Annotated in this window: 22 protein-coding genes; 13 read left to right on the top strand and 9 right to left on the bottom strand. The window is 58.4% G+C overall.

Going from position 1 to position 26,581, the window contains the following annotated elements; genetic code table 11:
* The first annotated feature begins 137 nt into the window (after positions 1–137).
* The 6 genes from ugpB (at position 138) to ACR3EH_RS07600 (ending at position 6,099) form a co-directional block, all read left to right on the top strand.
* Positions 138–1,454 carry a sn-glycerol-3-phosphate ABC transporter substrate-binding protein UgpB gene (gene ugpB / locus ACR3EH_RS07625; RefSeq protein WP_171184146.1) on the top strand — a complete coding sequence of 439 codons (1,317 nt, stop codon included), beginning with the start codon at positions 138–140 and terminating at the stop codon, positions 1,452–1,454.
* A gap of 85 nt (positions 1,455–1,539) precedes the next feature.
* Positions 1,540–2,421: a sn-glycerol-3-phosphate ABC transporter permease UgpA gene (gene ugpA / locus ACR3EH_RS07620; RefSeq protein WP_171093456.1), complete on the top strand. Its 882-nt coding sequence runs from the start codon at positions 1,540–1,542 to the stop codon at positions 2,419–2,421.
* The gene (gene ugpE, locus ACR3EH_RS07615) at positions 2,421–3,269 is read left to right on the top strand and encodes a sn-glycerol-3-phosphate ABC transporter permease UgpE (RefSeq protein WP_171184148.1); all 849 of its coding nucleotides are present in this window, start codon (positions 2,421–2,423) and stop codon (positions 3,267–3,269) included. The genes ugpA and ugpE overlap by 1 nt, the downstream gene beginning before the upstream one ends.
* A gap of 1 nt (position 3,270) precedes the next feature.
* Positions 3,271–4,356: an ABC transporter ATP-binding protein gene (locus ACR3EH_RS07610; protein ID WP_171184150.1), complete on the top strand. Its 1,086-nt coding sequence runs from the start codon at positions 3,271–3,273 to the stop codon at positions 4,354–4,356.
* Positions 4,353–5,330, top strand: a complete 978-nt coding sequence (locus ACR3EH_RS07605) for an HAD-IIA family hydrolase (protein WP_171184152.1) — start codon at positions 4,353–4,355, stop codon at positions 5,328–5,330. The genes ACR3EH_RS07610 and ACR3EH_RS07605 overlap by 4 nt, the downstream gene beginning before the upstream one ends.
* 13 nt (positions 5,331–5,343) lie before the next feature.
* Entirely contained in the window at positions 5,344–6,099 is a 756-nt protein-coding gene (locus tag ACR3EH_RS07600) for a DeoR/GlpR family DNA-binding transcription regulator (protein WP_171184154.1), read from the top strand.
* 82 nt (positions 6,100–6,181) lie between these two features.
* Here ACR3EH_RS07600 and ACR3EH_RS07595 read toward each other — a convergent pair whose 3' ends face one another.
* From ACR3EH_RS07595 to xdhA, 7 genes are all read right to left on the bottom strand, one after another.
* A complete protein-coding gene (locus ACR3EH_RS07595; RefSeq protein WP_171184156.1) occupies positions 6,182–7,255 on the bottom strand; it encodes a BMP family ABC transporter substrate-binding protein in 1,074 nt (357 codons plus the stop codon).
* Positions 7,256–7,286: 31 nt separating this feature from the next.
* Complete coding sequence (locus tag ACR3EH_RS07590; RefSeq protein ID WP_171184158.1) at positions 7,287–8,207, bottom strand: ABC transporter permease; 921 nt, start codon at positions 8,205–8,207, stop codon at positions 7,287–7,289.
* Positions 8,207–9,289, bottom strand: a complete 1,083-nt coding sequence (locus ACR3EH_RS07585) for an ABC transporter permease (RefSeq protein WP_171184161.1) — start codon at positions 9,287–9,289, stop codon at positions 8,207–8,209. The genes ACR3EH_RS07590 and ACR3EH_RS07585 overlap by 1 nt, the downstream gene beginning before the upstream one ends.
* 63 nt (positions 9,290–9,352) lie before the next feature.
* Positions 9,353–10,870 (bottom strand): ABC transporter ATP-binding protein, encoded by a 1,518-nt coding sequence (locus tag ACR3EH_RS07580; RefSeq protein ID WP_171647330.1) that lies wholly within the window; start codon positions 10,868–10,870, stop codon positions 9,353–9,355.
* The gene (xdhC, locus tag ACR3EH_RS07575; protein ID WP_171184165.1) at positions 10,867–11,802 is read right to left on the bottom strand and encodes a xanthine dehydrogenase accessory protein XdhC; all 936 of its coding nucleotides are present in this window, start codon (positions 11,800–11,802) and stop codon (positions 10,867–10,869) included. The genes ACR3EH_RS07580 and xdhC overlap by 4 nt, the downstream gene beginning before the upstream one ends.
* Positions 11,802–14,204, bottom strand: coding sequence for a xanthine dehydrogenase molybdopterin binding subunit (xdhB, locus tag ACR3EH_RS07570; protein ID WP_171647328.1), 2,403 nt, complete (start codon positions 14,202–14,204; stop codon positions 11,802–11,804). The genes xdhC and xdhB overlap by 1 nt, the downstream gene beginning before the upstream one ends.
* Positions 14,201–15,598, bottom strand: a complete 1,398-nt coding sequence (gene xdhA / locus ACR3EH_RS07565) for a xanthine dehydrogenase small subunit (RefSeq protein ID WP_171184169.1) — start codon at positions 15,596–15,598, stop codon at positions 14,201–14,203. Before xdhA ends, xdhB begins: the two co-directional genes overlap by 4 nt.
* A 343-nt stretch (positions 15,599–15,941) precedes the next feature.
* Between xdhA and dnaE the strand changes: the two genes are divergently transcribed.
* The 3 genes from dnaE to ACR3EH_RS07550 all read left to right on the top strand — a co-directional run bounded on the left by dnaE (position 15,942) and on the right by ACR3EH_RS07550 (position 20,129).
* The gene (dnaE, locus tag ACR3EH_RS07560) at positions 15,942–19,442 is read left to right on the top strand and encodes a DNA polymerase III subunit alpha (protein WP_171184171.1); all 3,501 of its coding nucleotides are present in this window, start codon (positions 15,942–15,944) and stop codon (positions 19,440–19,442) included.
* Positions 19,443–19,527: 85 nt separating this feature from the next.
* Positions 19,528–19,755 (top strand): YMGG-like glycine zipper-containing protein, encoded by a 228-nt coding sequence (locus ACR3EH_RS07555; protein ID WP_171093435.1) that lies wholly within the window; start codon positions 19,528–19,530, stop codon positions 19,753–19,755.
* A 5-nt stretch (positions 19,756–19,760) separates the two neighbouring features.
* On the top strand, positions 19,761–20,129 hold the full coding sequence (locus ACR3EH_RS07550; protein WP_253746491.1) for a YmgD family protein: 369 nt from the start codon (positions 19,761–19,763) through the stop codon (positions 20,127–20,129).
* Between the two features lie 4 nt (positions 20,130–20,133).
* Here ACR3EH_RS07550 and ACR3EH_RS07545 read toward each other — a convergent pair whose 3' ends face one another.
* Positions 20,134–20,328, bottom strand: coding sequence for a SlyX family protein (locus tag ACR3EH_RS07545; protein ID WP_170573549.1), 195 nt, complete (start codon positions 20,326–20,328; stop codon positions 20,134–20,136).
* A 128-nt stretch (positions 20,329–20,456) separates the two neighbouring features.
* On the opposite strand from ACR3EH_RS07545, the gene hisS reads away from it, so the two are divergent.
* The 3 genes from hisS to hisG are packed head-to-tail and all read left to right on the top strand — an operon-like array spanning position 20,457 to position 23,722.
* Positions 20,457–21,944 carry a histidine--tRNA ligase gene (gene hisS, locus ACR3EH_RS07540; protein WP_171184173.1) on the top strand — a complete coding sequence of 496 codons (1,488 nt, stop codon included), beginning with the start codon at positions 20,457–20,459 and terminating at the stop codon, positions 21,942–21,944.
* A gap of 3 nt (positions 21,945–21,947) precedes the next feature.
* Complete coding sequence (locus tag ACR3EH_RS07535; RefSeq protein WP_171184175.1) at positions 21,948–23,036, top strand: ATP phosphoribosyltransferase regulatory subunit; 1,089 nt, start codon at positions 21,948–21,950, stop codon at positions 23,034–23,036.
* Entirely contained in the window at positions 23,033–23,722 is a 690-nt protein-coding gene (gene hisG, locus ACR3EH_RS07530; protein WP_171093427.1) for an ATP phosphoribosyltransferase, read from the top strand. Before ACR3EH_RS07535 ends, hisG begins: the two co-directional genes overlap by 4 nt.
* Here hisG and ACR3EH_RS07525 read toward each other — a convergent pair.
* Positions 23,719–24,150, bottom strand: coding sequence for a DUF1489 family protein (locus tag ACR3EH_RS07525; protein ID WP_171675920.1), 432 nt, complete (start codon positions 24,148–24,150; stop codon positions 23,719–23,721). The genes hisG and ACR3EH_RS07525 overlap by 4 nt on opposite strands.
* A gap of 129 nt (positions 24,151–24,279) precedes the next feature.
* Here ACR3EH_RS07525 and ACR3EH_RS07520 point away from each other — a divergent pair, with 129 nt between their 5' ends.
* Positions 24,280–26,562 carry an adenosylcobalamin-dependent ribonucleoside-diphosphate reductase gene (locus ACR3EH_RS07520; RefSeq protein WP_171184179.1) on the top strand — a complete coding sequence of 761 codons (2,283 nt, stop codon included), beginning with the start codon at positions 24,280–24,282 and terminating at the stop codon, positions 26,560–26,562.
* The last annotated feature ends 19 nt before the right edge of the window (positions 26,563–26,581 follow it).

The following is a 26,581-nucleotide window of genomic DNA, read 5'->3' as shown; positions in this document are numbered from 1 at the left end:
GAAAATCTTCGTTTTGGTTCATTTGAACACTGTGGTACTTCATGTGAACGTTACAGAATCGCTTTACAGGGCGGTCAGGCGTCAATCTTGACACGACCTGCCCCAACATTGCTTTGTGACCCAGCCTGGAGGATCCAATGAAAACAACGACGAAATACGCTGCTGCGACCGCTGCGATTTTCGCTGCGCCTACCGCCTTTGCCGCCGATAAGGCAGAAGTTCAGTTCTGGCACGCCATGGGCGGCCAGTTGGGCGAAATCACCGACAAGTTTGCCGATGATTTCAACGCACAGTCGGACAGCTGTGTGATCAACTCGACTTACAAAGGCAACTACACCGAGAACATGACCGCCGCCATCGCCGCCTTCCGCGCCAACGAGCAGCCGCATATCGTTCAGGTTTTTGAAGTTGGCACTGCAACCATGATGGCCGCAGGCGACAAGGGTGCGATCTATCCTGTCTACAAGCTGATGGAAGACGCGGGCATCGAATTCGATCAGTCGAAATATCTGCCGGCTGTGATTTCATATTACACGGACACCGACGGCAACCTGCTGTCGCTGCCTTTCAACTCGTCGACCCCGGTTCTGTGGTACAACAAGACCGCTCTGGACGCGGCGGGTGTTGCCGTTCCGACGACATGGGATGAAGTGGAAGAGGTGGCGCGCGCACTAAAGGCCAACGGTGTTGAAAAGCCGTTTTCTTTCGGCTGGCAGTCGTGGTCGAACCTCGAAAACTATTCGGCTTGGCATAACATTGACTTTGGCTCAGAAGAAAATGGCTTTGCCGGCCTGTCGACCGAATTCACCTTCAACAACGACGCGGTTGTAAACCATATCCAACGTATCGCCGACATGGGCAAAGAGGGGCTGTTTGTCTATGGCGGTCGTCGGGGTGACAGCCGCGGTCAGTTCGTGAACGGTGAAACCGCGCTTTGGATCAACTCGTCGGCTTACTATGGCGGCTTCAAGAACGACATCAAGGATTTCGAGTTCGGTCAAACCATGTTGCCGTTGGATTCCGCTCTGGCTGATGCCCCGCAAAACTCGATCATCGGTGGCGCGACCCTTTGGGTTCTGAACGGACACGAACAGCCCGAATACAAGTGCGCGGCCGAGTTCTTCCAGTTCCTGTCAGAGCCTGAGCAGCAAGCCAATTGGCATCAGACCACGGGTTACGTTCCCATCACCACAGCTGCGTATGAGCTGTCAAAGGAACAGGGTTTCTATGAGACCGATCCGGGCACCGATACCGCCATCAAACAGCTGAGCCTGAACGAGCCCACACCGGCTTCGAAAGGTCTGCGCTTTGGCAACTTCGTTCAGATCCGCGACGTGATCAACGAAGAGCTGGAAGCTGTCTGGTCGGGTGAAAAAGACGCTCAGACCGCAATGGATGACGCTGTTGAACGTGGTAACGCCCTGTTGCGTAAATTCCAGGACGCAAACAGCTAAAATACCCCCTCATGGCGCGGTCCCCTTTGGTTTGAGGGGGCCGCGTTCTCGATCCTCTCGATCCTACTGACTACTGAGATCCGACATGCAGAAACGCGTCGTCTTCCGATCCAAGCTGCTGCCTTACCTTCTGGTGGCACCACAGATCGCCATCACGCTGATCTTCTTTTTCTGGCCATCCTATCAGGCTTTAGAAAGCTCTTTCTTTGTTGAAGACGCGTTTGGGTTTTCCCGCAACTGGGTTGGAATGCAGAATTATGCAGAACTGTTTGCCGACCCCGGTTATCTCAGATCATTCAAAACCACGCTGATTTTCAGCGTTTCGGTTGCCGCCCTCGCCATGAGCATCTCGCTGGGTTTGGCCGTTGCGGCCAACCGTGTGATCCGCGCCGCGACCGCGTATCGTACCCTGCTTATCTGGCCCTATGCAGTCGCGCCCGCTTTGGCCGGGGTGATCTGGTATTTTCTGATGAACCCAAGCCTTGGCATTGTCGCCTATTGGCTGAAAGGCTTGGGGGTGAACTGGAACCATTATGTGAATGGTGATCAGGCGCTGTTGCTGGTGATTGTCGCGGCGGCGTGGAAGCAGATCAGCTATAACTTCCTGTTCTTCTTGGCCGGTTTGCAAAGCATCCCGAAATCGCTGATCGAGGCTGCTGCCATTGACCGTGCCAGCCCGGCGCGGCGGTTCTGGACGATTGTGTTCCCGCTGCTGACGCCCACCACATTCTTTCTGCTTGTGGTCAACCTTGTCTATGCCTTCTTTGACACCTTTGCCCTGATCCACGCGACAACAGAAGGCGGCCCGGTCGATGCGACCTCGATCCTTGTCTATCGCGTTTATTCCACCGGCTTCGTCGGTCAGGATTACGGCAGTTCAGCTGCTCAGTCGGTTATTCTGATGGCACTGGTGGTTGGCATGACCTTCATCCAATTCCGCTATATCGAGCGTAAGGTGAACTACTGATGGTCGAAAATCGCCCCTTCCTGACCTTCTTGACCCATGCTGCGCTGATCACCGGTGTTCTGTTCCTGTGCTTTCCGGTCTGGATGGCGCTGGTGGCATCAACACACAGTGCAGGTGCGCTGTCCTCGTCCCCCATCCCGATGTGGTTTGGCGATCAGGGCTGGCAGAACTATTCCCTGTTGATCAGCCAGGGCCTGCCCGAAGCGGGCGGAGTACCGCTGGGCCGCATGATGCTGAACAGTGCGATTATGGCGTTTGGGATCACCTTCGGCAAAATCGCCATCTCGATCATCTCGGCCTATGCTGTGGTTTATTTCAAGTTTCCGTTCCGCATGGTCTTTTTCTGGATGATCTTCATCACCCTGATGCTGCCGGTCGAGGTGCGCATTCTGCCCACTTTTGATGTGGTCACCAAAATGGGGCTGCTCAACAGCTATGCAGGGCTGATCGTGCCGTTGATTGCCTCGGCTACAGCAACGCTTCTGTTCCGTCAGTTCTTTCTGACCATCCCTGATGAGCTGATCGAGGCCGCGCGGATTGATCGCGCCGGACCATTGCGCTTTTTCTGGGACATCCTGCTGCCGCTGAGCCGCACAAACATCGCGGCGCTGTTCATTATCCTTTTCATCTTTGGCTGGAACCAATACCTGTGGCCGCTTTTGGTGACCACGGACGAAGGGCTCTACACCATCGTTATGGGCATTCAGCGCATGGTGAATTCGGGTGAAAGCCTGCCGGTCTGGCATCTGATCATGGGTACGGCCGTTCTGGCGATGATCCCGCCGGTTCTGGTTGTGATTGCAATGCAAAAGCTCTTTGTCAAAGGGCTTGTGGAAAGCGAGAAATAATATGGCCAATCTGAGCATCAGATCCCTGGGCAAAACCTATCCCGGCGGCGTGTCGGCTGTGCGCGACGTCAATGTCGAGATCCAGGATGGTGAGTTCATCGTACTGGTCGGCCCATCGGGCTGTGGCAAGTCGACTATCCTGCGGATGATTGCAGGACTTGAAACCATCACGACGGGTGATCTGGATATTGATGGTCGCCGTGTGAATGATCTGGAACCCGGAGATCGGGACATTGCAATGGTGTTCCAGAACTATGCGCTTTACCCGCACATGACCGTGCGCGCGAATATGGAATATGGCCTGAAAAACGAAGGTCTGCCGAAAGACGAGATTGCCGAGCGCATTGCCGAGGCATCGCGTACGTTGCGCCTGTCGGATTATCTGGATCGCAAACCGCGCCAGCTTTCGGGCGGGCAACGCCAGCGCGTTGCCATGGGGCGTGCCATCGTACGCAAACCGAAAGTGTTCTTGTTCGATGAACCGCTGTCTAACCTCGACGCCAAGCTGCGTACCCAATTGCGGGCCGAGCTGAAAGCCCTCCATGCCCGGCTGAACGGCACCTTTATCTATGTGACCCACGATCAGGTCGAAGCGATGTCGCTGGCAGACCGCATCGTGATCATGAGCGAGGGTCAGATCGAACAAATCGGCACACCGATGGACCTGTATCTGCGCCCTGCAACGCGCTTTGTCGCAGAGTTTATCGGCACACCGGCGATGAACTTCATCGACGCAACGGTTGGGTCTGATGGGCATTCTTTGCAGATCGGAGAGCAAATGATTGCGTCCGACGCGCCCATTCAGGCACCGGCAGGCACATCGGTGAATGTTGGCATTCGCCCGGAACATCTTCACCGTGGGCACGGCCATGCGATGCACGTGAAGCTCACAACCGGTTTTGTCGAACAGCTTGGCGCGGACACGATCGTGCATGGCGAAGTGTCTACCAACGGCACGCCTTCGCCTCTGGGTGTTCGTCTTCAGGGTGTTCACATGCCTGAACCTGGCAGTGAACTGGAACTTGGGGCGGCTTTGTCAGATCTGCATCTATTTGATGCGGCCTCTGGGCGTCGTTTGAATACATGAGCGCTGACACAAGCACGCGGTCATCGATCCCAAATATAGAGCCATCGGGACCCATATGGGACGACATCTCGCGTGCCGTCACGCCGGATATGGCGTTTCGCTGGTACGAAGACATTCGCGATCGCCTGCCCGCAGCGCCAAGCCAAACGGGCGCGTTGCAACATATCCCCGATCTGGGGGAAATTGCAGATCACGCCGACGTGTTCGTCTTTGATGCGTATGGTGTGCTCAATACGGGAACGATCCCGATACCGGGTGCGGCCCGGCGCGTCTCTGACCTGCGCGCGGCTGGTAAATCAGTGTTTGTGCTGACCAATGCTGCCAGTTACGCGGCCACCCAAGCGCGCGAAGTTTTCCGGGATCTGGGCTTTGATATTACGTTGGAAGAGATCGTTTCCAGCAGAATGGTGTGCGAGCGACATTTACCGCATCTGCCAAGCGGTCAGAGTTGGGGTGTTGCCGCCCCTGCTGATTGGGCCGGGGATGAGGTCGATGTGCCCACATTTCAACTGCTGGACGATATTGAAGTCTACGATCGGGCGGGCGGCATCCTGTTTCTGAGCACGCTGGATTGGAACAGCGATCGTCAGGCGCTGTTGCTCGACAGTCTGGCCCGCAACCCCCGGCCCGTTGTTGTGGCGAACCCGGATCTGGTTGCGCCGCGTGAAACCTGCCTGACGCGCGAGCCCGGATTTTACGCACATGACTTGCAATCCCGGCTTGGGCTGAAGCCGCAGTTTCACGGCAAACCCTTTGCATCCGTGTATCATGAGGTCGAACGCAGGTCGGGCGCGGTCGACCTGCGTCGTATTGTCATGGTCGGGGATACGTTGCATACCGACATTCTGGGGGCGCAATCGCATGGCTGGAGATCAGTTCTGATCACCAATCACGGCCTTTTTGCCGGCCAACGCGTGCAAAAATACATTGATGACAGCGGGTTGTACCCGGATTGGATCGCACCAAACATCTGAAAGGGGCGGGGTCTTGGACTTGAACGACAGGCAAAGGACGATCCTGGATCTGATCCGTCAGTCGGGTCTGCAATCGATTACGGACTTGTCCCGGCAATTCGACGTGGCCACACAGACCATTCGACGCGACATCAATGCGCTGTGCGACGAGGGTCTTGCGCGTCGGGTACATGGCGGGGTGGTGGCCCCCAGCAATCCGGTCAATCTGAACTTCAGATCGCGCCGAGTTATGAACGAAGGGGCCAAGCGCGCCATCGGTCAGGCCGCCGCTCAATTGATCCCGCAGGGGGCAACGGTGATGCTGGGCATCGGAACCACCGTGCAATACGTGGCCGAGGCCTTGCTGGAGCATTCCGATCTGACTGTTGTCACCAACAACCTTGAAGTCGCAACCATCTTTTGCGGTTCGGTCACGGCCGAGGTCCATTTCACTGCAGGTGTCCTGCGGCCTGAAGATCGCGATGTGGTTGGCGGGCAAACATTGCTGGATTACCAAAGGTTCCGCGCAGATTTTGGTGTAATCGGGGCAGGTGGCTTGTCACCGAACCATGGGCTGCTGGACTACAAGGCCATTGACGCGGATGTCAGTCGCATGATCCTGCAGCAATCCCGTCAAGCGCTGTTGGTGGCTGACGTGGGCAAGTGGAACAGATCGCCGAAGTTTCAGGTCGCGGGTTTCGACAGGATCGACACCATGGTGACAAATGAAGCACCACCTTGCGAAATTGAGGGCCTCAGCCTGCATCACGTTGCAGAGCAGAACCTCTGAATCTCCAGGCGCCGGTTCTTCGAGGCAAACGAAAAGGCCCGCAGAAAACCTGCGGACCTTTTCATGGTACTTTCCGAGCAACTTACTGCGGGATTTCGCCTTCCAGCCCTTCGACATAGAAGTTCATGCCGGCCAGCGTGCCGTCATCAGCCACTTCGCCTTCAGCCAGCCAGTCGCTGCCGTCCTGCTTTTTCAGCGGACCGGTGAAGGGGTGGTACTCGCCCGCAGCCATGGCGGCTTTCAGTGCCAGGGCTTCTTCCTTCACATCAGCCGGAACGGCGTCTGAAATCTCGCCAATTGCAACCATGCCTTCGCGGATGCCATCCCAAGTGTTGGCGCTTTCCCAAGTGCCATCCATGACGGCTTGGGTCCGGGCAATATAGTAGGGAGCCCAATCATCGATGATCGACGAGACGCGCGGGAACGGAGCGTATTCGCTCATGTCAGACGCCTGACCAAAGGTGACAACATTGCCAGCCTCTTGTGCAGCAGCCTGCGGCGCGGTCGAGTCGGTGTGTTGCAGGATCACGTCTGCACCCTGTTCGATCAGAACGGTGGCGGCGTCAGCCTCTTTTGCCGGATCAAACCAAGTGTAGGCCCAAACGATCTTGAACTCGACATCCGGGTTCACCTTCTTGGCGTGGATATAGGCCGAGTTGATGCCACGGATAACTTCGGGGATCGGGTAGGACCCGATATAGCCGATGATATTCGACTTGGTCATGTTGCCCGCGATATGGCCCTGGACGGCGCGACCTTCGTAGAAACGTGCTGAATAGACCGAGACGTTGTCTGCTGTCTTATAGCCGGTTGCGTGCTCGAATTTAACATCCGGGAATTTCTTGGCCACGTTGATGGTTGGATCCATGTAGCCGAACGAGGTGGTGAAGATCAGGTCAGCGCCTTCCAGCGCCATCTGGGTCATCACACGCTCAGCGTCCGGACCTTCTGGAACCGACTCCACAAAGACGGTTTCAACCTTGTCGCCAAAGTGGTCCTCGACAGCCAGACGGCCCTTGTTGTGCTCATAGGTCCAGCCACCGTCACCCACGGGGCCGACATAGACGAAGCCGACCTTGGTTTTGTCTTCGGCCATGGCCCCCGAGGCCAGGCCCAGTGCCATGGCGGCACTTGCCAGAAGTGTAGTGAATTTCATGTGTTACTCCCCAAGTTGGTTCAGTTGGCCCCTAGTTCGAGGCATGGAAGGTCCGGCCCAGTGAGGCAGGTGCGCTGCTCTTGTCGGCCGAAAGGATCACAAGCACAAGGATCGTGATGATGTAAGGCGACATTGCCAGATACTCGACAGGAATGGCAACGCCCGCTGCCTGCAAATTAAGCTGCAACACGGTGATGCCGCCGAACAAATAGGCACCCAACAAGGCGCGCCACGGTTTCCAGCTGGCAAACACCACCAAGGCCAGAGCGATCCAGCCCACACCGGCTGTCATGCCTTCGGTCCACTGCGGCACGCGGATCAGGCTGATATAGGCACCGCCCAGACCCGCACAGGCCCCGCCGAACAGGATTGCCATGATGCGGATCTTGATGACCTTGTAGCCCAGCGCGTGTGCGGCATCGTGGTTTTCGCCAACCGCGCGCAGGATCAGGCCGACGCGGGTGTATTTCAGCGTCGCCCAGACCGCTGCGGTCAAAGCGATACCAACATAAAGGATCGGGTCATGCTGGAACAGGATCGGGCCGATGACCGGGATATCGCTGATCACCGGGATATGGATGTCGCCCATGCTCGGGGGTTTGACACCCACATAGCTTTGCCCCATCAACGCGCTGAATCCCAGCCCGAACAGGGTCAAGGCAAGACCACTTGCCACCTGATTGGCCAAGGCCACCTGTGTCAGCAAAACAAACAGCAGTGACAGCACCGCCCCCCCAATGGCCGCCGCGACAAAGCCCAACCAGGGCGACCCGGTCTCGACCGAGATTGCAAAGCCGCTGATCGCACCCACAATCATCATGCCTTCGACGCCAAGGTTCAGAACGCCTGCTTTTTCAACGACCAGCTCTCCGATCGCGGCCAGCAGCAGGGGGGTTGCGGCCACCATCAGCGAGGCAACCAGAAGGACGGGATTGATTTCACCAAGGTCCATTATGCCACCTCGCTACGCGCCGCACGGATGCGGTAGTTTGTCAGAAGATCGAAAGCCAGAAGGAAGAACAAAAGCATCCCCTGGAAGACTTGGATCGCAGCAGCGGGCAGACCCAGCTGAGACTGCGCGATTTCCCCGCCAATATAAGTCAGCGCCATCAGGCCTCCGGCCAGCAGGATGCCCACCGGATGCAGGCGGCCCAGAAAGGCAACGATGATCGCGGTGAAGCCATAGCCAACGTTAAAGTCTATGCTGACCACGCCCGAAGGCCCTGAGACCTCGAACATCCCTGCCAGCCCGGCCAGTGCCCCGGACAGGCCCAGACAGAACAGGATTAGCCGCGCCGGGTTCACGCCTGCAAATTTCGCCGCACGTGGCGCTTCACCTGTCAAACGGATGTGAAAACCCAGCATGTGCCGGTTCAGCAGCACATAGGCAAAGATCACAGCAATCAGTGCTGTAACCACGCCCCAATGCATCCCAGACCCGGCGATCAACTCGGCATTATGCGCGCTGTCATATTGCTGCAGGTTGCGCGATCCGGGAAAGCCAAAACCTTCTGGGTTCTTCAGCAGACCCAGCGAAACCGAGGCTAGCATCTGCTCGGCCACATAGACCAGCATAAGCGACACCAGGATTTCATTGGTGCCAAAACGCACCTTCAGAAAGGCCGGTATCATCGCCCAAAGCCAGCCGCCGAACGCGCCTGCGATCACCATGATCGGGAAGATGTAAAACGCATCCAAAGGATAAAAGGTCAGTCCAGCACCTGCACCAAAGATGGCACCCATGATGTACTGACCTTCAGCCCCGATGTTCCAGATACCAGCCCGAAAGCCCAAAGACAGGCCAATAGCAATCAAAACCAGTGGCGCGCCTTTGACCAACAATTGTGGGCGATAGTAGAAAGCAAACTCGCCAAACAGCGGTTCCCAGAAAATGGTGCCAATGGCTTCGATCGGGTTCTTGCCCAGAATGGCAAACAACACCCCTCCAAACACCATTGTCGCCAGAACCGCCACCAGAGGGGTCGCATAGGACCACGCCTTGGACGGCTGTGGCCGTTTTTCCAACACAATCACCTGCACATCCCCCTGCGTTCTTCATCTTTTTTAAAATACTCTCGCCGAAGGCGACGCCACGGTTCACACATGCGCCACCTCCATTCCGTGGGCGCCGCCCATCATCAGGCCGATCTCGTCCACGGTTAGTCCTGTAGTCGGGCGCGGTGCGCTTAGCCGTCCTTCATTCAACGCCGCAAAGCTGTCCGAGATTTCCATCAGCTCATCCAGATCCTGGCTGATGCAGACCACGGCAGTCCCTTTGGCGGCCAGATCCAGAATGGCCTGCCGGATAGATGCCGCAGCAGCAGCATCCACGCCCCAGGTGGGCTGGTTTACAACCAGAACATCGGGGTTTTGCAGCACTTCACGACCGATCACGAATTTCTGCAGGTTCCCGCCAGACAAAGACCGGGCGGCATTCTCTGGACCCGGCGTGCGGACGTCAAAAGCGCTGATGATCTTTTCGGCAAAGCTCTTGGTTTCGGCCCACTTGAGGAAACCGTTGCTTTCCAGCCCTTCCCGCACCGATCCGGTCAGCAAGGCGTTTTCCGTCAGGCTCATATCCGGGGCTGCCGCATGACCCAGCCGCTCTTCGGGGGCCGTCAGCACACCCAGCTTGCGCCGCGCGGTGGGGCCGAGCTTGCCGATCCGCTGGCCGTTGAACTTGATCGCATCCGCGGCGGTCAGAATTTCACCGGACAACACGCCCAGCAATTCATCCTGCCCATTCCCGGCAACGCCACCGATGCCCAAAACCTCACCCTTGCGGACAGTCATGTGGATGTTCTTCAGCGCTGTACCGAATTCCGAGGGCGACGGGACGGACAGTCCACTGACATCCAGCGCAATTTCACCAAATTCGCGCCCCGACCGTTCAGGCGTTTGCAGGGTTGATCCCACCATCATCTCGGCCATGTCCCGCGCGGAAGTTTCAGCAGGCACGCATTCGCCCACATTCTTGCCCAGCCGCAGGATCGTCGCGTGATCACACAGCGTGCGGATTTCTTCCAGCTTGTGCGAGATGTACAGGATCGACGTCCCTTCGGATCGCAGCTTGTTCAGCGTTTCAAACAGGATTTCGACCTCTTGCGGGGTCAGCACGCTCGTCGGTTCGTCCATGATCAACAGTTTGGGGTCCTGCAACAGGCAACGGATGATCTCGACCCGCTGCCGCTCACCCGCCGACAGATCGCCAACCGTGCGATATGGGTCCAAAGGCAATCCGTAGGTCTCGGACACTTCGCGGATGCGCGAGGCCAGATCGCCCATCGGTGGCGGGTTCTCCATCCCCAACGCAATATTCTCGGCCACGTTCAAAGCGTCGAACAACGAGAAATGCTGGAACACCATCGCGATCCCGTCCGCCCGCGCGGCGCGCGGCTCGGGCGGCGCAAAAGGCTGACCTCGCAGCAGCATCGTGCCGCTGTCGGGCTTCACCAGCCCGTAGATCATCTTGACCAGCGTGGATTTGCCCGCGCCGTTTTCCCCCAGCAGGGCGTGAACTTCACCCTCGCCGATGTCAAAAGACACCTGATCATTGGCCACGACACCGGGATAGGCTTTGGTCAGCCCTTGCAGGCTCAGAAGTGGAGTGGTCACGCGCTCAGGTCCTTCTTCAACTCGTTCTGCCGGGCCGGGCGCAACAGCTGCGCGGCAACGCCGACGGCGATCATCTGCGGGTGTTTGCCCAGGTTCGGATCACCAATTGGACAGGTGATCCGGCTGATCCGCTCGGGCGAATGCCCAAGGGCCGCCAGCCGCGACCGGAATCGCGCCCATTTCGTAGCCGAGCCGATCAGTCCCGCAAAGCCGAAATCATGTAAAAGCAGCCTGTTGCACAGCTCCAGGTCCAAATTGTGTGAATAGGTCAGCACAAGATGCTCGGCATCGGTCGGTGCGTGTCGAACCAGTTCGGCCGGTTTGGTAACTGGAACCGTGGTAACTCCGGCGGCAATCGTGTCGGGAAACCGATCCAAGCCAGTGTCGATCCAGGTGATCGCAAGGTCGGGCAGCGGTGAGAGAACATCCACCAAAGCCCGTCCAACATGACCGGCACCCCAAATCCAAAGGTTCCGGTTTGGTTTGTGCACTGGCTCGATCATCCAGCCGTCAACCATCTGGGGTTCAGGTGTGATCCCCTGACCACGCGCAGTTGCCAGCAATCGTTTGACCGACAGCGGCATCTCTTCGCCTGATGTGGCGCGCGCGATGAGAGTTTCATCCAGCGTTTCCAGCGCCGCGCGGTCATAGACCTCGCTGAGCAACGATACCGCGCCACCACAACATTGACCCATCTCGGGTCCAAGCGCGTGATGTGTCAGGAGCGAAGCCTGGGTCTGTGCCCGCGCCGCCTTGGCTGCTTGATATTCCAGCGTCCCTCCGCCGATGGTGCCGCTTTGACTGTCCTTCCAGACAAGCATGGCTGCGCCAACCTCGCGCGGAGACGATCCTTTGATCCCGGCAATAACCACCCGGACCACTCGTCCATGGGTTTCGACCGCCTCCCTCAAAGCCTCCAGGTCAAATCCCATCAGATGCCTCCCTTCATCCTTTGAACACCGCGCCAGACTTCTTCGGCCGTGGCAGGCGCGTCGAGCGCGGGGTAGGTATCGCCACAGGCCGCGACCGCGTTCGACAGGGCCAGCCATGCTGAGATGCCCAACATGAAGGGCGGTTCGCCAACCGCTTTCGAGCGATAGATCGTGTCTTCGCGGTTCGCGCCATCCCAAAGCGCGACATTGAAAATGTCAGGCCGGTCAGAGCAGGCAGGGATCTTGTAGGTCGAGGGCGCATGTGTGCGCAGGTTGCCCTTGCCATCCCAGACCAGTTCCTCGGTTGTCAGCCAGCCTGCGCCTTGCACGTAACCGCCTTCGACCTGCCCGATATCCAATGCGGGGTTCAGCGATGCGCCCGCGTCATGCAGGATGTCCGTGCGTAGAATGCGATTTTCGCCCGTCAGCATATCCACAGCGACCTCGGAGACCGACGCGCCATAGGCGAAGTAGAAGAACGGGCGCCCCCGCCCTGCGATCCGGTCCCATTCGATCTTGGGCGTTTTATAGAATCCAGTCGCCGACAAGCTGATCCGGCCCTGATAGGTCAACGCTGCGGCTTCGGCGAATGTGTATTTCTCTTCCCCAACCATAACGTGACCATCGGAGAAACTGACCATCGATGGATCAGCCTGATGCCGTTCCGCCAGATAGTCTGCCATCCGGTCGCGGATCGTATCACAAGCGGCTTTCACTGCCATGCCGTTCAGGTCACTGCCCGAGGACGCCGCCGTGGCTGAGGTATTGGGCACCTTGGCTGTATCCGTGGCGGTGATTTTCACCATCTCAAGCGGAATGCCGAAGCGCGACGCGGCGACTTGCGCGACTTTCTGGAACAGGCCCTGTCCCATTTCCGTGCCGCCATGGTTCAGGTGGACCGAGCCGTCTTGGTACACATGCACCAGCGCACCTGCCTGATTGAGGTGGGTCAGCGTGAAGGAAATCCCGAACTTGACCGGAGAGAAGGCAATGCCTTTCTTGATCACGCTATTTTTTGCGTTCCATTCCGCAATGGCGGCTTTTCGCGCGGCGTAGTCGCTGGATTTCAGCAGTGCATCGGTCATTCCGTGCAGTTCGAAATCGCTGACCTCCATGCCGTAGGGCGTCGTGTTGCCACCGGCAGGAAGGGCGCGCACCGGCGCGTTCCCGGTTTCCACCGCGCCGCGGCTGGTCAGGTCCTCATGCGGGTCGGGGTGGCCCAGAGGTTTCTCCCGAGGCGCGACTTCAGCAACTGCATGTACAGGTTCATAGTAGTTCCGACGACGCAGCTCGACCGGGTCCAGCCCCAGTTCATGCGCGGCGTGATCCATCACGCGCTCGATCCCAACCATCCCCTGCGGTCCGCCAAAGCCGCGATAGGCGGTGGCGGATTGGGTGTTCGTTTTCAACCGGTGGCTTTCGATCCGCGCATTGGGCAGCAGATAAGCATTGTCCGAATGCAACATGGCGCGGTCGGCGACGGGCAGGGACAGGTCCTGCGCCCAACCGCAGATGGCGTAGTGAAGGAACGAAACGCCCTGAATATGCCCATGCTCATCGAACCCAGCCTTGTAGGAAATGCGGAACGCGTGGCGCTTGCCGGTGATGATCATGTCATCGTCGCGGTCATAGCGCATCTTGCAGGCTTTGCCTGTGGCACGCGCGGCAACGGCGCAAGCGACGGCCAGCGCGTTGCCTTGGCTTTCCTTGCCGCCAAAGCCGCCGCCCATGCGCCGGGTTTCGACCCGGACAGCATGCATCGGAACGCCCAACGCGTCCGCCACCTTGTGCTGAATTTCAGTCGGATGCTGGGTCGAGCTGTGCACCAGCATATCTGCGCCTTCATTTGGCTCTGCCAAGGCGGCCTGACCTTCCAGGTAGAAATGCTCCTGTCCGCCCAGTTCGAACGTGCCTTCGATCACATGTGCCGCGCCTGCAATGGCGGCATCCGCATCGCCCTTGGCGTAAATACGCGGGCCATCCTCGAACCGGCTGTCTGCGGCAAGCGCTTCTTCGACCGTCAGAATTGGGGTTTCTTGGGCATAATCGATCTTGCCCAGACGTGCGGCCTTGCGCGCGGCCAGATGGCTGGTGGCGACGACCAGAAATACGGGCTGGCCGATATAGTGAACCGTGCCGTCCGACAGCAATGGTTCATCATGGATCGAGGGCGAGACGTCATTGGCGAAAGGCAGGTCCTCGGCCGTCATCACCATCACGACACCTTCGGCGGCCTTCACATCTGAAAGATCCATCGCGGTAATCTTACCCTTGGCAATCGGGCTGATACCAAATGCCAGATGCAGCGTGCCTTTTGGTGTCGGGATGTCGTCCACATAACGCGCCGAGCCGGACACATGCAGCGGTGCCGCGTCGTGGGGGAGGGGTTTGGTCACGCTCATGCCGACACCTCCAGCACATTGGTGATCTCGCCCTGGTCTTCGAGGAAATAGCGTTCCAGCATCGCTTTGGCCGTTTCCAGACGATAAGTTGCCGAGGCGCGCATGTCCGTGAGTGGTGAATAGTCCTCGGCAAAAGCGGGCAGCGCGGCCGCAACGGTCTCGCGTGTCCAGGGTTTGCCGATCAGCGCGGCCTCGACATGGGTTGCCCGTTTCGGGATACCGGCCATGCCGCCAAACGCAATACGCGCCTGTGTGACGGTGCCGTCCGAAACGGTCACATTGAAACAGCCGCAAACGGCCGAGATATCCTGATCGAACCGTTTGCTGAGCTTGTATGCCTTCAGCCTGTCAGGCTGACGCGGGAAGCTGACGGCTTCGACGAATTCACCCGGGGCACGATCCTGCTTGCCATAGTCAATGAAGAACTCTTCCAACTGGATCGAGCGGCGCGCATCCCCTTTGCGCAGATGTAGTTTTGCATCCAAAGCAATCAGGGCAGGTGGGTTGTCTCCGATAGGAGAGCCATTGGCGATGTTGCCCCCAACGGTCGCTGCATGGCGGACCTGAACGCTGGCATAGCGGCGGATCATCTCGGCGTAGGACGGGTGAAGGTCGGCCAGGGCCTCTCCCATGCGGTTCATGTCGACCATTGCACCGAAGCGGGCTTCGGTATCGGTGATCTTGATTTCTTTCAAGTCATCACAACGGTTGAGGAATATGACCGGGTCCAGATCACGCAGCTGCTTGGTGACCCAAAGACCTACATCGGTTGCGCCAGCAACCAGAGTGGCGCTAGGGTGCTCGGCAAAAAGAGACGCCAGTTCGTCAGCGCTGTTGGGGAGGAAGGGGGGCTCTGCCCCCCGGCCTGCGGCCTCCCTCCGAGGTATTTGTGAACAAGAGAAGGACCGGTCGTCGTTGATCCATTTTGGGGTTGGTTCAGCCTCGGCGGTTTTGGCGGCGCGGATAATTGGGGCGTAACCAGTGCAGCGGCACAGGTTCCCTGCAAGCTGGGTGTCGTGATCTGTTGCGCCATTTGCATGACTGGCGACCATCGACATCACAAAGCCGGGTGTGCAGAACCCGCACTGAGATCCGTGCAGATCCACCATCGCCTGTTGCACCGGGTGGGCTTCGCCACTCGGGCCCCTGGCGCCTTCGACGGTGCGGACGGCTTTACCATGCAATTGGGGCAGGAACAGGATGCAGGAATTCAGTGCCTTGTGGCCGTCTTCATCCGTGACCATAACGGTGCAGGCCCCGCAATCGCCTTCGTTGCAGCCTTCTTTGGTGCCAGTCAGGCCGCGATCCTCGCGCAGCCAATCCAGCAGGGTCGCCGTTGGATTGACATCCGCCAGCTCCACTGTCTCTCCGTTCAGAAGAAACGTGATATTCATTCGAGAAACCCGTCGCGTTACCCTGTTGCGCCCCTTAGGCCCTCCTTCGATGCGACGTAGAAAGAGCGGCGGGCGAAGTGCTTGCCGTAAGATGTTAGAAACAGCGCGGCTTATCTGGCAAGAAAAACTGCCTATATGATGTACCATTACGAACGCACAGCATGCTTTTCCTGCTTTTGTGTAGAAGGCAGGCACTTGTAAATAAAGCGCTTTTTGAATGCGCAGCCCGTTCAATCCCGAAGCACCTTCTGAAAAAGCCGAATAATCAACGCCGATTTTTTGTGCATTCCAAAGCTGCGGTTCGCGCTTTTGCAACGCGACAGGCTGGGGTAGCTTACCCCGCATGAGCAGTAATCTTCGATTCATTCACCTCCGCGTTCACACCGAATATTCACTGTTGGAAGGCGCTGTGCGGCTGAAAAAGCTGCCCGCATTGTGCGAGAAGATGGAGATGCCCGCCGTAGCCGTGACGGACACCAACTCGATGTTCTCGGCATTGGAGTTCTCGGTCACGGCGAGTGGGGCGGGTGTGCAGCCGATCATGGGGTGTCAGGTTGATCTGACCTATGTGCAGGCGCAACCGGGTGAGAAACCCAAAGCGCCCGCGCCTTTGGTGTTACTGGCGCAATCCGAGGTTGGGTATGAAAACCTTATGAAGCTGAGTTCCTGCCTTTACGTGGACAAGGGCGAGCAGTTGCCGCAGGTCACTTTGGACGAGCTGGCGGATCGGTCGGAAGGTTTGATTTGCTTGACCGGCGGTCCAGACGGGCCGGTTGGGATGCTGCTGCAACAAGGTCAACGTCCCGCAGCTGAGGCGTTGGTGGATCGGCTGGCGGGCATGTTCCCGGATCGCCTTTACATTGAGCTTCAGCGCCATCCGGGTGAGGATGGCCAGCCAGAAGCGGAACGCCTGACCGAGCGCGGCCATGTTGAGATGGCGTATGCAAAGAACTTGCCGTTGGTTGCCACCAATGACGTCTATTTTCCGACCTCGGACATGTATGAAGCGCATGATGCGCTGATCTGTATCGCCGAAGGGGCTTATGTTGACCAGCAAGATGGCCGCCGCCGCCTGACCGCACAGCATTACTTCAAGTCGCAGCAGGAGATGGTGACGCTGTTTGCCGACCTGCCAGAAGCCATTGAGAACACGGTCGAGATCGCCAAACGCTGCGCCTTTATGGCCTATCGCCGAGATCCGATCCTGCCGAAATTCGCCGATGACGAGGTCGCAGAACTGCGCCGTATCGCCAACGAGGGGTTGCAGAAACGTCTGGCTGTGATCCCACACGCGGTGACGCCCGAGGAATATCAGGAACGGTTGGATTTCGAACTGGGCATTATCGAAGGAATGGGGTTCCCGGGCTACTTCCTGATCGTTGCGGATTTTATCCAATGGGCCAAGGATGAGGATATCCCGGTGGGACCGGGGCGGGGTTCGGGTGCGGGTTCGCTGGTGGCCTATGCGCTCACAATCACCGACCTTGATCCGCTGCGCTATTCGCTGCTGTTCGAACGTTTCCTGAACCCCGAGCGGGTCTCGATGCCGGATTTCGATATCGACTTCTGCATGGACCGCCGCGAAGAGGTGATCCGGTACGTTCAGCAGAAATACGGGCGCGACAAGGTGGGGCAGATTATCACCTTTGGTGCGTTATTGTCGAAGGCCGCCGTGCGCGATATCGGGCGGGTTTTGCAGATGCCTTACGGGCAGGTGGACCGTTTGTCCAAGATGATCCCGGTTGAGGGCGTCAAACCTGTTTCCATTGAAAAAGCGCTGAAAGACGAGCCACGCCTGCGGGAAGAGGCGCGGAACGAAGAGGTGGTGGATCGCCTTCTGACCTACGGCCAACAGGTCGAAGGATTGCTACGCAACGCATCAACCCACGCTGCGGGGGTGGTGATCGGGGACCGGCCTTTGGACGCACTGGTGCCTCTGTATCAGGACCCACGCTCGGACATGCCTGCGACTCAGTTCAACATGAAATGGGTGGAACAGGCCGGGCTGGTCAAATTCGACTTTTTGGGCCTGAAAACCCTGACCGTCATCCAGAACGCCATGGACCTGATCTTCAAGTCCGGTCGCGCACTGCACATCGCTGCTGATGGCACCGAGCTTTACGAACCCGCTGAAGGGGCTGAGAACCAGATCAACGCCATCCCGCTGGACGATGAGGCGACATATAAGCTCTACTCGGCAGCAAAGACGGTGGCGGTGTTCCAGGTGGAATCCTCGGGCATGATGGACGCGCTCAAGCGCATGAAGCCGACCTGTATCGAGGATATCGTGGCCCTTGTGGCGCTGTACCGTCCGGGTCCGATGGAAAACATCCCGACCTATTGTGAGGTGAAAAACGGTCTTCGCGAGATCACCTCGGTTCATCCACTGATCGACCATATCCTTGAGGAAACGCAGGGCATCATCGTTTACCAGGAACAGGTGATGCAGATTGCACAGGTCATGGCGGGATACAGCCTTGGCGGTGCTGACCTGTTGCGCCGTGCGATGGGTAAGAAGATCAAGGAGGCGATGGACGCTGAGCGCCCCAAGTTTGAAAAAGGCGCGGGCGAGAATGGCGTGGATGCCAAGAAGGCCAGCGAGGTTTTCGACCTGCTGGAGAAATTCGCCAACTATGGCTTCAACAAGTCCCATGCGGCCGCCTATGCGGTGGTCAGCTATCAGACCGGCTGGCTGAAGGCGAACCACCCGGTCGAGTTCATGGCGGGTGTCATGAACTGCGATATTCATCTGACCGACAAGCTGGCGGTCTATTTCGAAGAAGTTCGCAAAGGGCTGGAACTGCCCTACGTGCCGCCGTGTGTGAATCGTTCCATCGCGACGTTCGATGTAGTGAACGGTGAACTGGTTTATGCGCTGGGCGCGCTGAAAAACGTGGGCGTCGAGGCGATGAACCTTGTGGTTGAAGGGCGCGCGAAAAAACCGTTCGTCAACTTGTTTGACTTTGCGCGTCGTGTGGATCTGAAGAAAGTCGGCAAACGCCCGTTGGAAATGTTGGCGCGGGCCGGGGCGTTTGACGAGCTCGACAAAAACCGCCGCCGTGTGTTCGAAAGCCTTGATCGTCTGGTGCAGTATTCGGCGGCGATTCATGAACAAAAGAACTCGAACCAAGTGTCTCTTTTTGGTGAAGCCGGTGATGACCTACCTGAACCTCGCCTGTCGCCGACGCCGGATTGGCTGCCTGCTGAACGGTTGAGCGAAGAGTTCAAGGCGATCGGTTTCTACCTCTCCGGCCATCCGCTAGACGATTACATGCCTGCGCTTAAACGCAAACAGGTCCTGACGTTGGATGAGGTGATGGAAAAGGCCCGCTCTGGCCCACTGATCGCCAAGATGGCTGGTGTTGTCGCCGGACGGCAGGAACGGAAATCGGCCAAGGGCAACCGTTTTGCATTTGCCCAGCTCTCGGACCCAACAGGCGCTTATGAGGTCACGCTGTTTTCAGATACATTGGAGAAATGCCGCGAGTTTCTTGAAACCGGCGCGCAGGTTGTGCTGACGGCTGAGGCAACGATGGAGGCCGACCAGCTCAAGCTGCTGGGTCGGTCGGTTGGACCGGCGGATTCGCTGGTGGCCGAAGCCGGGGCAACCGGGCTGCGTATTTTCGTTGATGAGGCGCAGGCGGTGTCAACCGTCGCCAAAGTGCTGGAAGACGCCGCGACTGCTGCCAAAGGCGCAGCGCGAGGTCCGATCCAACTGCTGCTGTTGGACCCAAGCCTGCCGGGTGACGTTGAAATGGATCTTGGGCGCGAGTTTCCGATCAACCCGCAGATCAAGGGGGCGATCAAATCGCTGGAAGGTGTGATGAGCGTCGAAGAGATCTGACACCGCTTTGTTGCCAGACAGTTAGCGCCTCGTTAGGCTGATCTGATAGAAATGTCTTTAGGTCATGCCATGGGAGGGCATTGATATGACGTTTGCAGGTCTCACGTTCAGAACAGTTCTATTTGGTGCGGCAGCATCGCTGGCTTTGGTGTCCGCCTCAGCGGGTCTGGCGGATGACAAGGATGACAAGAAGAAAAAGCAGACGATTGAAGGTGCTTTGATCGGTGCTGGCGTAGGCGCTTTGATCGGTGACGGCAAAGGGGCGGCCATCGGCGGTGTAGCCGGTGCAATTATCGGACATAACTGGAAGTGATCGCCATGCGTATGACCCTAACCAAGACCTTTGTTGCAGGGATTTGCGTGTCTCTATCCGGCGCTGCGCTGGCTGATGAGGCGGCGGAGCAGATGGTGCAGGACGCACTACCTGTTATGCACTACACCTGCGCCTCGATTGCGGAAGAGGCAGATGGCGACGAAGCTTTTGTTGTGTCCGTTGTTGAGAAGATGACGGCTCTTTCACTCTACAACCGGCAAATCAACATCGAAGACCACGCGACGACTGATGAGGAAAAAACCCAGCTGCGCGAAACCTTCATCGCTGCTTTGTCCGAGGGGTGCGCAGCAGACAAGAACGCCCTTTTGGGTGGTGTCGTCGACAATGCGGTGAAATCAACGCTAGGGCTGTAGCGCCTCAGTAATGTGGTGGGCGTTCGTCACCAAAGACAACACCGCCTGATCCTTCCTGCGCGCGTTCTGCCTCTCGTTGCAGCAGCATTTCGACCCGACGCGTCAGGCGGTCGATCTCACCTTGCTGACGGGTGACAACCGTGTTCAGTTCTTCGACCGTACGAGTCAGATGGGCGATCTGTTCTTCCAGATGCTGCATGGTGCTCTCCTTGATGTGCCGGTCATAGCGACCCTGTGCCGCCATGGCCAGAGAAAGCGCGCCTTGCCCCGATGCGGGCCATGGGATAGACCGCGCGCGGAACAAGGACACTCCCGAGGACGCCCCACATGGCCAAGCCCAAGAAACAGCCCCGCCCCAAGGCCGTAACGCCAAAAGGGTTCCGCGACTATTTCGGCGAGGAAGTCACGCAGCGCACCGAGATGCTGCGGACGATTGCGGGTGTCTATCATCGTTACGGGTTTGACGCGTTGGAAAGCAGCGCGGTTGAGACAGTCGAGGCGCTGGGCAAGTTCCTGCCCGACGTGGATCGCCCAAACGAAGGCGTCTTTGCCTGGCAGGAATTCGACGAAGGCGGCAATGGCGATTGGATGGCCTTGCGCTATGACCTGACTGCGCCTTTGGCGCGGGTTTATGCGCAACACCGCAACGACCTTCCGACACCCTATCGCCGCTATGCGATGGGTCCGGTCTGGCGCAACGAAAAGCCAGGGCCGGGGCGGTATCGTCAGTTTTATCAGTGTGATGCGGATACGGTCGGCACGGCCTCGATGGCTGCAGACGCCGAGATCTGCGCGATGTTGTCGGATACGTTGGAGACCGTGGGTATTCCGCGTGGCGACTATCTGGTCCGGGTCAACAACCGCAAGGTTCTAAACGGCGTGCTCGAGGCGATGGGCCTGGGCGAGGACGCCGCCGCGCGCGACAACGTTCTGCGCACCATCGACAAGTTCGACAAGGTGGGCGAGGCTGGTGTGCGTGAACTGCTGACCAAAGGCCGGTTGGATGCCTCAGGCGCATTTATCGACGGCGTGGGCCTGAGCGATGACCAAGCCGAGCCGGTGATTGCGTTTTTGACCTCAAAGGCTGCGGATACTGCCGGAACGCTGGCCAACCTGCGTGCGGCCGTGGGCAACAGCAAGATCGGTGCGGATGGCATCGCCGAGTTGGAACAGATTGGCGCGCTGCTGGATGCAGGCGGTTACCGTTCGGACCGGATCGAGATAGATCCGTCCGTTGTACGCGGTCTCGGTTACTACACCGGCCCGGTCTATGAGGCTGAACTGACCTTTGAGATTTTCGACGAGAAAGGCCGCAAGCGGCAGTTCGGGTCGGTCTCGGGTGGAGGGCGCTATGACGATCTGGTCAAACGCTTCACCGGGCAGGAAGTGCCTGCGACCGGTATCTCGATCGGCGTTGACCGTCTACTGGCTGCTCTGCGTGAAAAGGGGCGGATCGCTGCCCAAGCAACAGGTCCTGTGGTTGTCACGGTCATGGATCGCGACCGGATGGCCGACTATCAGGCAATGGTGGCGGAGCTGCGTAACGCGGGCATTCGCGCCGAGGTCTATCTGGGCAATCCCAAGAACTTCGGCAATCAGCTAAAATACGCGGACAAGCGGAATTCTCCAATAGCAGTGATTGAAGGCGGTGACGAAAAAGCCAATGGCATCGTGCAGATCAAGGACCTGATCCTTGGTGCCAAGATCGCCGAAAGCGCCACGCTGGAGGAATGGAAAGAGCGCCCCAGCCAGTTCGAAGTGCCACGCGGTGATCTGGTCGCGAAGGTGCGCGAAATTCTGGAAAGTCAGGACTGACCCATGCCCAACCGTTCCCAGATACAGGCCCGCGCCGCAATGATGCGTGTCCGGTTCGAGGCGGCTGGCGCTCAGGTCGTGGATACGCCCCTGTTGCAGCCGGCGGAAACTTTGCTGGATCTTTACGGCGAAGACATCCGCGCCCGCGCCTATGTGACGTCGGACGCCCTGCGCGGCGAACAGATGCTGCGCCCGGATTTCACGTTGCCCGTAGTGCAGATGCATATGAGCGACGGGGCCGAGCCCGCGCGCTATACCTATTCGGGTGAGGTTTTCAGGCGGCAGGAACACGACCCGGACCGGGCCAATGAATACATTCAGGTCGGCTATGAGGTGTTTGACCGGAACGATCCTGCCGGGGCCGATGCCGAGGTCTTCTCGCTTTTTGCGCTACAACTGCGCGGTTTGCCGTTGCGTGCAGCCACCGGGGATATCGGTATCCTGACGGCCGCTGTGGCCGGGTTGCGTACGACCGAGCGTCGCAAAGCCGCGCTGATGCGCCACCTGTGGCGGCCACGCCGATTCCGTGTTCTGCTGGATCGTTACGCGGGCAGGACGCCAGAGCCCGAGCTGCGGTCTGATCTGCTGAACGCCACCGAACCGATGGTATTTGACGCGCCTATGATCGGAAAACGTCGGGCCTCGGAAATCGAGGCGCGGATCGAAGCTTTGCGCGAGGATCGTGATACCCCGCCGATTTCTGACAGTGAGCTTGTCGGCTTGGAAACGCTGCTGAATGTGCGTGAGACCATGCCCTTTGCGATGGAGCAACTGCGCGACGTCGCGGTGGATTTGCCACAGATCTCCCCGGCGCTGGACCGGCTGGAGGCCCGCGTGGCCGCGTTGCAGGCGCGTGGTGTCGATGTCGCGCGTTTGGATTTTGAAGCCGCGTATGGCCGGACCTCGATGGAATACTACGACGGGTTTGTTTTCGGTTTTTATGCCGAAGGCCGCCCCGATCTGCCTCCGATCGCGACCGGCGGGCGCTATGATGCGCTGACCCGGCAATTGGGCAACGGGGCCGAAATCCCTGCCGTTGGTGGCGTGCTGAGGCCCGACCTGATGCTCGAGATCGAGGAGGGCGCGCAATGAGCCTGAAACTGGGCGTGCCCTCGAAGGGCCGGTTGATGGAAAAGACCTTCTCGTGGTTCGAGAAGCGCGGCATTGCTTTGTCCCGCAGCGGATCAGATCGGGAATATGCGGGCAAGGTCGAAGGGATTGATGGGGTCTCGCTGGTTCTGCTGTCTGCCGGGGAAATCCCGCGCGAACTGGCGGCGGGGCGGATCCACATGGGTGTCACCGGTATTGATCTGGTGCACGAGAAACTGCCGCGTTGGGAACAGCAGTTGGAAGAGATCTCGCAGCTGGGCTTTGGCAAGGCGGATCTGATCATTGCAACGCCGGCCTGTTGGGTCGATGTCGATACGCTTGACGATCTGGATGCCGCGGCGGCGGCGTTTCGCAAGACCCATGGCCACCGCCTTCGGATTGCGACCAAGTATCACCGGCTGGTCCGAGAGTTCCTGACCGATGCAGGTGTGGCCGATTACACTCTGGTCGACAGCCAGGGCGCGACCGAAGGCACGGTAATGAACGAAACCGCTGAGGCGATCGCCGACATCACCTCGACTGGCGAAACGCTGCGGGCCAACCACCTGAAAATCCTGTCTGACGGTCTGATCCTGCAATCGCAGGCCACGCTGTGGCGTAGCCGGGTTGCTAAATACGACGCGACGGAGAAGGCGGTTCTGTCTGACCTGCTGGATCGGCTGCGTTAAAGCACCCCTATCTCTGCCAGCGCGCGGTTGAGGTCATCCGGCAGGGCATCGTCCTGCTCGCGGTTTTTGGGCAAATCAGCTGGTGTGTCCTCAGGCTTGAGATAACGCCATCCCTGAAACGGGCGCTTCAGGGCGTTCTGAGTCCGATGGACCTCGGGGTCTAGCACAATGGCACACCGGCGGATGCCGTCCTCTTCGATCACCTCATCCAATCGCAGGATGCGCTGACGACACTGGATCACGCCTTTGATAACCCAATAGATTGAGCCGCCATTCAGAATCTCAGCCTCGCGCTTGGGCCACATGCGGGTCACGTGGCGCGGACAGCCGTCATGATACAGGGGCTTTCTGCTGTCCTGCCAGGCTATCAGCGTATCGACGCTTTCTGACCCGACAGACAGTTTTATGAGGTTTACGTACTTATCCACAGCTTTCCCACAGAGTCGTCCCAAGGCCGATCTTTATATTGTAGCTCACAGTACGCAGTCATCAAGGTGTTGTGGTCTGGGTGTGATTTAGGGTACTCTGGATACCTCTTTCAGAACAGGGAATCACCAATGAGCCGCTTTGCCGCCCCCATCGCCGAGCAGATCTGGGACATGAAATACCGCTTTAAACAAGCGGACGGCACACCCATCGATCAGACGGTCGAAGACAGTTGGCGGCGTATTGCCCGCGATCTGGCGCGGGTCGAAAAAGACCCTTCGCATTGGGAAAAAGAGTTCTATCAGGCGCTGGAGGACTTCAAATACCTGCCTGCGGGGCGGATCACAGCGGGTGCGGGTACCGCGCGACAGGTGACACTGTTCAACTGCTTTGTCATGGGCACAGTGCCCGACAGTATGGGCGGCATTTTCGACATGCTGAAAGAGGCTGCGTTGACCATGCAGCAGGGCGGCGGGATCGGGTATGACTTCTCGACCATCCGACCGCGCGGTGCAGACGTTAAAGGCGTCGCGGCAGATGCCTCGGGCCCGCTGAGCTTTATGGATGTCTGGGATGCGATGTGCCGCACGATCATGTCCGCAGGCTCGCGCCGTGGGGCGATGATGGCGACCATGCGCTGTGACCACCCCGATATCGAACAGTTTATCACCGCCAAGTCCGACCCGGCCCGTCTGCGCATGTTCAACATGTCGGTGCTTGTAACTGATCCGTTCATGGAGGCCGTCAAAGCCGATGGCCCGTGGGAGCTGGTGTTTGGCGACAAGGTCTATCACACCGTTCAGGCGCGTGATCTGTGGAACAAGATCATGCAGGCGACCTATGACTATGCCGAGCCGGGTGTAATCTTCATCGACCGCATCAATCAGGCCAATAACCTCAGCTACGTTGAAACCATTGCCGCCACCAATCCGTGCGGCGAACAACCTCTGCCGCCTTATGGCGCGTGTCTGTTGGGCTCGATCAACCTGGCGCGTCTGGTCGCGGACCCGTTTGAGGACGCAGCCCATCTGGACGAGGAGGCTTTGCAAAAGCTTGTCGCCACCGCTGTTCGGATGATGGACAACGTGGTGGATGCCTCGAAATTTCCGCTGGCCGAACAAGAGGCCGAGGCGCAGGACAAACGCCGCATCGGTCTTGGCGTAACCGGTCTGGCGGATGCGCTGCTGATGTTGGGCTTGCGCTATGGCTCAGACGACGCGGCGCGTCAGACCGAGCGCTGGTTGCACGCAATCGCCCGCGCCGCGTATCTGGCGTCGGTCGACTTGGCGAAGGAAAAAGGGGCGTTCCCCCTGTTCGACGCCGAGAAATACCTGGCCAGCGGCACGATGCTTCAGATGGATGAGGATGTGCGTGACGCGATCCGAGACCATGGTATCCGCAATGCGCTTCTGACTTCGATTGCGCCGACCGGTACGATCTCATTGTACGCGGGCAACGTGTCGTCGGGTATCGAGCCGGTTTTTGCCTACGCTTACACGCGCAAGGTTTTGCAGAAAGACGGTTCGCGGACCGAAGAAGAGGTCGTGGATTACGCGGTGCAGATGTGGCGCGACAAGTTCGGTGACACAGAACTGCCGGACTATTTCGTCAACGCGCAAACCCTGTCCCCGTCCGATCACGTCAAGATGCAAGCGGCGGCGCAGAAATGGATCGACAGTTCGATTTCCAAGACGATCAACTGCCCTGAAGATATCGGCTTTGATGCGTTCAAGGATGTCTATATGCAAGCCTGGGATAAGGGTTGCAAAGGCTGCACCACCTACCGTCCGAATGATGTGACCGGCTCGGTCCTGACCGTTTCGGAAAGCGATGACAAAGTGCCGGGAGAAAGCGCAGATGCGCCGCATGAGGTCGATGGTGGAGACGTGATTTACATGTCCGAACCGCTGGACCGTCCGCAGGCGTTGGAAGGGTCCACATACAAGCTGAAGTGGCCCGACAGCGAGCATGCGATTTACCTGACCATCAACGATATCGTCATCGGAGGTCGCCGCCGCCCCTTCGAGGTGTTCATCAATTCGAAGAACATGGAGCATTATGCCTGGACGCTGGCACTGACCCGCATGATCTCGGCCGTTTTCCGTCGCGGTGGGGATGTGTCCTTTGTCGTCGAAGAGCTGAAAGCCGTGTTCGACCCGCGTGGTGGGGCCTGGGTGCAGGGGAAATACATCCCGTCGATATTGGCCGCGATTGGCGGTGTGATCGAGCAGCACATGATCAATATCGGTTTTCTGGAAGGCGAGGGGATGGGTCTGAAATCCGACCCACAGGCACAAGTCGTCAACATGGACGCACCACGCGGCAAAGCCTGCCCATCCTGCGGTCAGTATGACATGGTGATGATCGAGGGTTGCATGACCTGCCGCAGTTGCGGGCATTCCAAGTGTGGTTAGACCGTCGCCTGCCGGATTA

Source organism: Ruegeria sp. BG7 (assembly GCF_056535685.1).
The sequence above is the reverse complement of the archived record's forward strand: the minus strand, read 5'-3'. Positions and strand labels throughout refer to the sequence as shown.